The sequence below is a fragment of the Hydrogenophaga sp. 70-12 genome, assembly GCF_001897365.1.
In the GTDB taxonomy this organism is placed as follows: domain Bacteria; phylum Pseudomonadota; class Gammaproteobacteria; order Burkholderiales; family Burkholderiaceae_C; genus Hydrogenophaga; species Hydrogenophaga borbori.
Genome location: NZ_MKSS01000262.1, coordinates 1 through 9050, shown reverse-complemented (window position 1 = coordinate 9050; position 9050 = coordinate 1). Strand labels below are relative to the sequence as shown.

The window sequence follows — 9050 nt, the reverse complement described above, 5'->3', positions numbered from 1 at the left end:
GCGGGCCTCTTGCTTTGCGCATGCCAGCCCCTGACGAGACGCGCCGAGCGCTGGTGATCGGCGCCGGCCTGGCGGGCGCGGCGGTCACGGCCGCGCTGTGCCGGCGCGGTTGGCGGGTCACGCTGCTCGACGCCGCGGAGGGCCCGGCCCGCGCGGCCTCGGCCCTGCCGGTGGGCGTGCTGAGCCCGCACCTCACGCGCCAGCCCACACCGATGTCGCGCCTCACGGCCCTGGGCGTGCCCATCGCGCGGGCCGAGCTGGAGCGCCTGGTGGCCCCGGGCGCCGGCTGGCAGGCGGCGACGATCGACAACCGCGGCGCCCACGCCCCCGGCCAGCAGCCCGCCGCGCTGGTGCGCCCGGGCGCCTTGGTGCTGGCCTGGCTGGCCGAGGCCGGCGAGCGGCTGGACACCCGCTGGAATGCGCCCGTGGCGGGCCTGTCGCGCGGGACCGGCCAGTGGCAGGCGCTGGACCCCGCGGGCCGGACCATCGCCGCCGCGCCGCACGCCGTGATCGCCGCCGCACTGGGCAGCCGCGATCTCGCGCCCGAGGCCGGCGGCGCCTGGCCGCTGGGCCCGGTGTTGGGCCAGATGAGCCTGGGCGCGCTGGACGGCGCGCCGCTGAGCGAGCGGCCGCAGCGCGACGACGGCGTCTTCGTGCCGGAGTACCGCGACAGCGGGCTAGCTCCGCGCTGGCCGGCGGCGATCTGGGCCATGGGCTCGACCTATGCGCGCGGCCGCACCGACACCGCCCTGAGCGATGCCGCCCACCGCGACAACGCCGCCCGGCTGCGCGCCCTGGCACCCGCCGCCGCCGACCGGCTGGAGGACGGGCTCGCGCAAGGCCGTCTGCTGGGCTGGGCCGGCGTGCGCTGCGCCTCCATGGACCGACTGCCCCTGGTGGGCGCCGCGCCCGACCCGGCGGCCTGGGCCGCGCGCGACAGCGCGGGCCACGCGGCATCGGCCGTGCCCCGACTGCCCGGGCTTTGGTTGCTCACGGCCCTGGGTTCGCGCGGGCTGTCGCTGGCCGCGGCCTGCGGCCAGTGGCTGGCGGCCGAGATGGACGGCGAAGCGCCGGGCCTCGACGCCGAACTGCGCACCGCGATCGACCCCGCGCGCTTTGCCTGGCGGCGCGCGCGGCGCACCCGCGGCTGAGCCGCCGGCCGGCGCTCAGCCCCGGCTCAGAGCATTTCCAGGTAACGCGACACCACCGGCGGCTGCAGCGGCAGCGCCAGCAGGCCCGAAACGCCCAGGCGGCGCGTGTGCGCGCGCACCCGCCGCCGGTGCCACCAGCCCGTCAGGGGGCCGGCGAAGCGCTGCGCGTGCTCGCTGGTCGCCAGGGTCATGGCCTCGGGGTAGCGCTGGCGGAACAGCTGCATCAGGCCCCAGGCGTCGATGTGGTGGTCGTCGAGGTTGAACACCCCGCACAGGTAGTGGTGCTGGGCCATGCACTCGGCGGCGCGTTCGGTGCTCGGTGCCTCATCGATATAGGGCACGGCCGCCTGCGTCAGCCGCTCGCGCAGGTAGCCCGACTCGTTCGCCGCGATGCCCACCACCAGGGCCCGACGCACCTCGACCAAGGGAAATTCGCCAAGCTCGATGTCCAGCGGCGCGGGCTGGGACACGTCCAGGTCCAGGAAACCGGAATCGCTCTGCGTGGCGGCGAAGGTGGTGTCCAGGTCGTGCAGCAGGTGCGCCCAGGCGATGGGCCGCGCCACGACCCGCCAGGCGTGCTCGGGCGCCTGCTCGCCCACCCAGATCAGCCGCTGACCGGGGCGCGGCGCGCGCGCATGCACCAACACGGCTTCGGCGCAGTCGCCATCCACCAGCAGCACGGGGGGCATTTCTTCCAGAAGGCCCGAGGCCGCCCGCCAGGGTCCGTAGGACACCTCGCGCTCGCGCGAGAGCCGGAAAACGGTGTTCAACGCGTGGCGCTCCACGTCTGAGAAACCGATCACCTGAACCCGAACGACGCTCGTCATGTTGGGGGATGTTACTTCAGACAAATTGTGATAGCCAATTTTGCTCCATGGGCCACCAGGATTTGCTTATTCCAAATTGATATACAGGCATAAAAAAAAAGTAGTTCGTCGAATAAAGCCAACTTTCTACAGTGCCGGGCATCCCCACGAATCGCCGACCGCTCCGGTGGTCCCATCGCCCGATCCATGTACCGCCACGACGCTTTCGACCGCCAGTTCGTGCAACAGCGCGCCGCCCAGTACCGCGACCAGCTGGAGCGCTGGCAGGCCGGCACCCTCTCCGACGACGCCTTCAAGCCGCTGCGCCTGCAGAACGGCTGGTACATCCAGCGCTTTGCGCCCATGCTGCGTGTGGCCGTGCCCTATGGGGAGATCAACAGCGAGCAGCTGCGCGTGCTGGCCCGCGTGGCGCGCGAGTTCGACCACAAGGAAGACAACGACATTTCCAAGGCCAACGCCGGCCTGTCCGACGTGCCGAGCCTGCCCGACCGCACGGCGCACTTCACCACGCGCTCCAACGTGCAGTTCAACTGGATTCCACTGGCGCGCTCGGCCGACGTGATGGAGTTGCTGGCCAGCGTGGGCCTGCACGGCATCCAGACCAGCGGCAACTGCATTCGCAACACCACCTCCGATGCCCTGGCCGGCATCGCCGTGGACGAGGTGGCCGACCCCCGGCCCTTCGCCGAGATCCTGCGCCAGTGGAGCACCCTGCACCACGAGTTCGCCTTCCTGCCGCGCAAGTTCAAGGTGGCCATCACCGGCGCCCGCGAAGACCGCGCCGCCACGCCCTGGCACGACGTGGGCCTGCGCCTGCTGCACAACGTCGACGGCGAGCTGGGCTTCCAGGTGCGCGTGGGCGGCGGCATGGGCCGCACGCCCATCATCGGCACCGTGCTGCGCGAGTTCCTGCCCTGGGACCAGATGCTCAACTACCTGGAAGCCGTGGTGCGCGCCTACAACCGCTTCGGCCGGCGCGACAACATGTACAAGGCGCGCATCAAGATCATCGTGAAGGCCGAGGGCCAGGCCTTCGCCGACCAGGTCGAGGCCGAGTACCGCGACATCCTCGAGCTGGACGGCGCGCCGCACACCATCACCGCCGCCGAGCTGGCCCGCGTCAGCGCCTTCTTCACGCCGCCCGCGCTGGCCTGCGACCGCAAGAGCGCCGACGCCAAGATCGCCCACATCCTCAAGGCCGCGGCCGAGGACGACCTGGAATTCAGCCGCTGGCTCACCCGCAACGTGGTGGCGCACAAGAACCCCGACCTGCGCGCGGTCACGCTCTCCTTCAAGCGCCTGGGCCAGTCGCCCGGCGACGCCACGGCCGAGCAGCTGGAGCGCGCGGCCGAGCTGGCCGACCGCTTCTCCGGCGGCGAGGCGCGCGTGACGCACACGCAGAACCTGCTGCTGCCCTGGGTGCGCTGCGACCAGTTGCCCGAGCTGTGGCGCGAGGCGCGCCGCCTGGGTCTGGCCAAGCCCAACATCGGCCTGCTCACCGACATGATCGCCTGCCCCGGCGGCGATTTCTGCGATCTCGCCAACGCGCGCTCGCTGCCCATCGCCCAGGCCGTGCTCGCGCGCTACGCCGACCTCGACGAGCTGCACGACATCGGCGAGATCGACCTGCACATGAGCGGCTGCATCAACAGCTGCGGCCACCACCACAGCGGCCACATCGGCGTGCTCGGCGTCGACAAGGACGGCCAGGAGTGGTACCAGGTGACGCTGGGCGGCTCCGACGGCAAGCGCCTGTCGGGCGAGGCCACGCCGGGCAAGGTCATCGGCCCGTCCTTCGCGGCCAACGAGGTGCCCGAGGTCATCGAGGCCTTGCTCGACACCTACCGCGCCCAGCGCGAGGACGGCGAACCTTTCATCGCCACCCTGCGCCGGATCGGCCTCGACCCGTTCAAGCAGGCCGCCAACGCCGTGCGCAGCACCACCGCGCGTCCCGTCGACGCCGCCACTGTCTGAACCAGGAGCCGAACATGAGCATCCAGCTGCTGCGCGCCGACACCTTCAGCCCCCCCGAAACCGAGGCCGAACGCCGCGTGCTGGCCAACACCGACGACCCACGCGAGGCCGACCTGAGCGGTGTGCGCGTGGTCGAACTGCAGTTCCCCAAGTTCAGCGACGGCCGCGCCTTCAGCCAGGCCTTCCTGCTGCGCCGTCGCCTGGGCTTCACCGGCGACATCCGCGCCACCGGCGAGGTGCTGATCGACCAGCTGCTGCAGATGCAGCGCAGCGGCTTCAGCCAGGCCGTGCTCAAGGCCGACCAGGACCTGGCGCACGCCGAGCGCCTGCTGCGGCACTACGGCGGCTTCTACCAGGGCGACGCGTTGCAGCCGCAGCCGCGCTTCGCGAACGCCTGAGGACCTGCCATGAGCGCCATCGATCTCTACAACCACCCCTCGGCCGACTTCGCGGCCAAGGTGGAGCGCGCCATCGCGCTGCTGCGCGAGCAGGCCTCCGCGCACCCACGCCTCACGCAGGCGTCCAGCCTGGGCGCCGAGGACATGGTGGTCACCCACCTGGTCCACCTCGCCGGCGTCGAGGCCAGCGTCTTCGTCCTGGAGACCGGCAAGCTGCACGCCGAAACCCTGGCCATGATCCCCAAGATTGAACGCCGCTACGCCACCAGCGTGCGCGTGTTCCGGCCCAGGCACGAATCGGTGGTGCACTTCGTGCGCCGCCATGGCGAGGACGCCATGTACCGCAGCATCGAGCTGCGCAAGGCCTGCTGCGACGTGCGCAAGATGGAGCCGCTGTCGCGCGCCCTGGCCGGGCACGACGGCTGGATCACCGGCCTGCGGCGCGAGCAATCGAACGCGCGCGCCGAGGTTGGCGAAGTGATCCAGGAACCCGAGCGCGTGAAGATCAGCCCGCTGGTGGACTGGACCTGGGGCGACGTGTGGCATTTCATCGCCTTGCACGGCCTGGACACCAACGAACTGCACGACCGCTTCTTCCCCAGCATCGGCTGCGAGCCCTGCACCCGCGCCATCAGCGTGGGCGAGGACTTCCGCGCCGGCCGCTGGTGGTGGGAGCAGGAAAGCGCCAAGGAATGCGGGTTGCACGTGCCGCCCGCCGCCTCCTCTCTCGATCGGACCCCCGCATGAACGCCCGCCCAGACCCCGCCGTGATCGAAGCCGCCCTGCTGCACGACAGCGGCCACCAGCTCAGCAACGCCCACCTGGACGCGCTGGAAGAAGAAACCATCTTCATCCTGCGCGAGGTGGCCGGCGCCTTCGAGCGCCCCGCCCTGCTCTTCTCGGGCGGCAAGGACTCGCTGGTCATGCTCAAGTGCGCCGAGAAGGCCTTCGGCGCCGGCCGCATTCCCTACCCGCTGCTGATGATCGACACCGGCCACAACTTTCCCGAGGTGACGGATTTCCGCGACCAGCGCGCGAAAGAACTCGGCGCCGAGCTGATCGTTCGCCGCGTGGAAGACTCCATGGCGCGCGGCACCGTGCGCCTGGCCCACCCGGGCGAGAGCCGCAACGTGCACCAATCGGTCACGCTGCTGGAGGCCATCGAGGAGTTCCGTTTCGACGCCCTGATCGGTGGCGCGCGGCGCGACGAAGAAAAGGCGCGCGCCAAGGAGCGCATCTTTTCGCACCGCGACGGCTTCGGCCAGTGGCAGCCCAAGGCCCAGCGCCCCGAGCTCTGGACCCTGTTCAACACCCGCCTGCAGCCCGGCGAGCACTTCCGCGTGTTCCCCATCAGCAACTGGACCGAGCTCGACGTCTGGCAGTACATCGCGCGCGAGGACATCGGCCTGCCCTCCATCTACTACACCCACCCGCGCGAGGTGGTGGACCGCCGCGGCCTGCTGGTGCCGGTGACCGAGCTCACCCCGCCGCGCGAAGGCGAGCGGGTGGAACGGCGCGACGTGCGCTTTCGCACCGTGGGCGACATCACCTGCACCTGCCCCGTGGAAAGCACGGCCGCCACGCCGCAGCAGATCGTGATTGAGACCCTGGCCGCCGAGGTCAGCGAGCGTGGCGCCACCCGCATGGACGACAAGACCAGCGACGCTTCCATGGAGCGCCGCAAGAAAGAGGGTTACTTCTGATGAGCACCGCCACCTCGCAAGACACCCGCGCCGCGCTGCGCCTGATCACCTGCGGCAGCGTCGACGACGGCAAGAGCACGCTCATCGGCCGCCTGCTGGTCGACAGCAAGGCCGTGCTGCAGGACCACCTGGCCGGCGTGCAGCGCCTGGGCCAGACCGACCTGGCCCTGCTCACCGACGGCCTGTCGGCCGAGCGCGAGCAAGGCATCACCATCGACGTGGCCTACCGCTACTTCAGCACCGAGCAGCGCAAGTTCATCATCGGCGACGCCCCGGGCCACGAGCAGTACACGCGCAACATGGTCACCGCGGCCAGCAGCGCCGACGCCGCCGTGGTGCTGGTCGACGCCACCAAGCTCGACTGGCGCGACCCCGCCCTGGCCCTGCTGCCGCAGACGCGCCGCCACAGCCTGCTGGTCAAGCTGCTGCGCGTGCCCTCGGTGGTGTTCGCGGTGAACAAGCTCGACGCGGTGGACGACGGTGCCACCGCCTACACCCACATCAAGGCCGCGCTGTACGCCTTTGCCCAGCAGGCCGGGCTCGACGTGACGGCCGTGGTGCCGGTGTCCGCCCTGAACGGTTGGAACGTGGTGGACGAGGCAGCGAAAGCCGGCTGGTGCGGCTACCACGGCCCCACGCTGCTGGAAATCCTGGAGCACCTGCCGGTAACGGAACCCGACGCCGAGCTGCCGCTGGCCTTCCCGGTACAGTGGGTGGAGAAGTTCTCGTCCTCGTCCGACACCTCCCAGGGTCGGCGCGTGTTCTGGGGCCGCGTGGCCGCCGGGCAGTTGCGCCCGGGCCAGGCCGTGCGCGTGGCGCCCCGGGGCCAGACCGCCGTGGTGGCGCAGGTGCTCGACCATGTGCGCCGGCCCGGCGAGGTGTCCGCCGGTCACAGCGCGGGCATCGTGCTCGACCGCGAGCTCGACGTCTCACGCGGCGACTGGCTGCTCGGGGTGGACGACGCGGACGCCTCGCTCGACGCGCAGCGCGAGATCGCCGCCACCGTCGCCTGGCTGGACGACGAGCCCCTGGTGCCGGGCCGCGTCTACTGGGCCCTGCACGGCCACCGCTGGGTCAAGGCCAAGGTCAAGCGCATCGCGCACCAGCTCGACATCCACACCCTGGCCGAACACGACGCCCGCGAACTGCCGCCCAACGCCATCGGCCACATCGAACTCGCGCTGCAGGAGCCGCTGGCCACGCGGCCGTTCGCCGAATCGCGCGCCCTGGGCTCGCTGGTGCTGGTGGACACCGCCAGCCACCGCACGGCCGGCGCCGTGCTCGTGCGCTGAATAACCCCACAGACACCGACCGGGAAGCCACCAAGGGCAAGCCCGGCCGGTCGGGTGCGGCACCGTAAAATCACCGCTTTCCGTCTGCCCGATCCGCCACCATGACCCACGTCGTCACCGAAGCCTGCATCCGCTGCAAGTACACCGATTGCGTCGATGTCTGCCCCGTGGACTGCTTCCGCGAAGGCCCGAACTTCCTCACCATCGACCCCGACGAGTGCATCGACTGCGCGGTCTGCATCCCCGAATGCCCGGTGAGCGCCATCTACGCCGAGGAAGACCTGCCCAAGGACCAGCTGCACATGACGGCGCTCAACGCCGAGCTGGCCCGCCTGCCCACCTGGAAGAGCATCACCAAGCGCAAGGCCGCGCTGCCCGACGCCGAAGAGTGGAAGGACAAGACCGGCAAGCTCGACCAGCTGATCCGCTGAGTCCATGAGCGCCGCCCGGCCGCCCGAAGGCGCTCGCGCCGCAGCGCGCCGAGCAAAGGTTTTCCAGTGACCCCTACCGCGCCGATCGAGACCGACGCGCTCGTCATTGGTGCCGGCCCCGTGGGGCTGTGGCAGGTCTTCCAGCTCGGCCTGCAGGACATCCGGGCGCAGGTGGTCGACGCCCTGCCCCACGCCGGCGGTCAGCCCGCCGAGCTCTACCCCGACAAGCCCATCTACGACATTCCCGGCCTGCCCGTGTGCAGCGGCCGGGAGTTGGTCGATCGGCTGCTGCTGCAGGTCAAGCCCTTCCAGCCCCGGCTCCACCTCGACCAATCGGTGAGCGCGCTCGCGCGCGAGGCCGATGGCCGCTGGGCCGTTCGCACCAGCGCGGGCCAGGACTTCCTCGCGCGCCTGGTGTTCATCGCCGCGGGCGTGGGCGCCTTCCAGCCCAAGCGCCTGAAGCTCGACGGCATCGAGGCCCTGGAAGGCCAGCAGGTGCACCACCGCTTCGACGCCACCCGCGACTGGCGCGGCCAGCATGTGGTGGTGCACGGCGGCGACGCGCTCGCGATCGACTGGGCGTTGCGCCTGCTCGACAGCGCCCAGCCCCCCGCGGGCCTGAGCCTGCTGCACCGGCGCGAGGTGCTGCAAGCCGACGACGAGGCCGCGCTCGCGCGCGTGCAAGACGCCATCGCCTCGGGCCGCGTGAGGCTGGTGGTCGGCCAGCCCCTGGGGCTGGACCTGGAAGGCGCGCGGCTGCGCGGCCTGCAGTTGCTCGATCCCCAAGGCCAGACACAGACCCTGGCGCTGGACCAATTGATCGTCGCCCTGGGCCTGTCGCCGCGCCTGGGGCCCATCGCCGACTGGGGCCTGGCCATGGAGCGCAAGCAGCTCGTGGTGAACCCCGAAAGCTTCGAGACCAGCGAACCCGGCCTGTACGCGGTGGGCGACATCAACACCTACCCGGGCAAGAAAAAACTCATCCTCTGCGGCTTCCACGAAGCCACGCTGGCCGCCTTCGCCGCCGTCGCGTGTTTGCGCCCCGAGGAGCGCGTACCGCTGCAATACACCACCACCAGCCCCCGCCTGCACCGGCTGCTCGGCGTGGCCCCCGAGGCAGAACGCTGACTTTCTTCGGGCCCGCCCGGAAACGCTTCAAAACAACGCTATAATTTGAGGCTGTTCCCTGATAGCTCAGTCGGTAGAGCGACGGACTGTTAATCCGCAGGTCCCTGGTTCGAGTCCAGGTCGGGGAGCCACCCAACACCCGCACA

9 protein-coding genes and 1 tRNA gene are annotated in these 9050 nt (G+C 70.8%); 9 read left to right on the top strand and 1 reads right to left on the bottom strand.

Features of this window, described 5'->3' with window-relative positions; all coding sequences use genetic code 11:
- Positions 1 to 1151 (top strand): FAD-dependent oxidoreductase (locus BGO22_RS14545; RefSeq protein ID WP_286851465.1); only part of this gene is annotated, 1151 nt, incomplete at its 5' end.
- Positions 1152 to 1177: 26 nt separating this feature from the next.
- Here the strand turns inward: BGO22_RS14545 and BGO22_RS14540 are convergent.
- Entirely contained in the window at positions 1178 to 1978 is an 801-nt protein-coding gene (locus BGO22_RS14540; protein ID WP_139147077.1) for a hypothetical protein, read from the bottom strand.
- Between the two features lie 186 nt (positions 1979 to 2164).
- Here BGO22_RS14540 and BGO22_RS14535 point away from each other — a divergent pair, with 186 nt between their 5' ends.
- The 8 genes from BGO22_RS14535 (at position 2165) to BGO22_RS14500 (ending at position 9035) form a co-directional block, all read left to right on the top strand.
- On the top strand, positions 2165 to 3952 hold the full coding sequence (locus BGO22_RS14535; RefSeq protein WP_070399893.1) for a nitrite/sulfite reductase: 1788 nt from the start codon (positions 2165 to 2167) through the stop codon (positions 3950 to 3952).
- Between the two features lie 14 nt (positions 3953 to 3966).
- Positions 3967 to 4350, top strand: a complete 384-nt coding sequence (locus BGO22_RS14530) for a DUF934 domain-containing protein (RefSeq protein ID WP_070399892.1) — start codon at positions 3967 to 3969, stop codon at positions 4348 to 4350.
- A 9-nt stretch (positions 4351 to 4359) separates the two neighbouring features.
- On the top strand, positions 4360 to 5097 hold the full coding sequence (locus tag BGO22_RS14525; RefSeq protein ID WP_070399891.1) for a phosphoadenylyl-sulfate reductase: 738 nt from the start codon (positions 4360 to 4362) through the stop codon (positions 5095 to 5097).
- On the top strand, positions 5094 to 6053 hold the full coding sequence (gene cysD, locus BGO22_RS14520; protein WP_070399890.1) for a sulfate adenylyltransferase subunit CysD: 960 nt from the start codon (positions 5094 to 5096) through the stop codon (positions 6051 to 6053). The genes BGO22_RS14525 and cysD overlap by 4 nt, the downstream gene beginning before the upstream one ends.
- Positions 6053 to 7345, top strand: coding sequence for a sulfate adenylyltransferase subunit 1 (locus BGO22_RS14515; RefSeq protein ID WP_070399889.1), 1293 nt, complete (start codon positions 6053 to 6055; stop codon positions 7343 to 7345). The genes cysD and BGO22_RS14515 overlap by 1 nt, the downstream gene beginning before the upstream one ends.
- 101 nt (positions 7346 to 7446) lie before the next feature.
- Entirely contained in the window at positions 7447 to 7776 is a 330-nt protein-coding gene (gene fdxA, locus BGO22_RS14510) for a ferredoxin FdxA (protein ID WP_070399888.1), read from the top strand.
- 66 nt (positions 7777 to 7842) lie between these two features.
- A complete protein-coding gene (locus tag BGO22_RS14505) occupies positions 7843 to 8904 on the top strand; it encodes an NAD(P)/FAD-dependent oxidoreductase (protein ID WP_070399887.1) in 1062 nt (353 codons plus the stop codon).
- A 55-nt stretch (positions 8905 to 8959) separates the two neighbouring features.
- A tRNA-Asn gene (locus tag BGO22_RS14500) sits at positions 8960 to 9035 on the top strand.
- The last annotated feature ends 15 nt before the right edge of the window (positions 9036 to 9050 follow it).